Here is a 279-nt window from a genome sequence, read left to right as displayed (position 1 = left end):
ACATAACCCCTAGCCTAGTCATTAAGTTTATAACCAGTATTCAAAAAGAAAACCCAGACAAAGGACTAAGGATTAAAAAGCTACTTAAAAGCATTTTACAGCTAGCCAAAAAACACATGATTATAGAGTACAACCCAGCAAGCGACTTGCAAGGCACGCTCAAAACTCATAAGCCCTCACACTACCCTTCACTAACAGACCCTAAAGAGTTTGCAGAACTGATAAAAGATATTGACCAGTTAGACGATGCAAGCCAGCTATATAACAAACGTATATTGC

Annotated in this window: 1 pseudogene; it reads left to right on the top strand. The window is 38.4% G+C overall.

Going from position 1 to position 279, the window contains the following annotated elements:
• Positions 1-279: pseudogene (locus AAEZ03_RS27075) on the top strand (hypothetical protein); the annotation flags it as partial.

The sequence above is a fragment of the Pseudomonas sp. HY2-MNA-CIBAN-0224 genome (assembly GCF_040310285.1).
GTDB lineage: Bacteria > Pseudomonadota > Gammaproteobacteria > Pseudomonadales > Pseudomonadaceae > Aquipseudomonas > Aquipseudomonas helleri.
The sequence above is the reverse complement of the archived record's forward strand: the minus strand, read 5'-3'. Positions and strand labels throughout refer to the sequence as shown.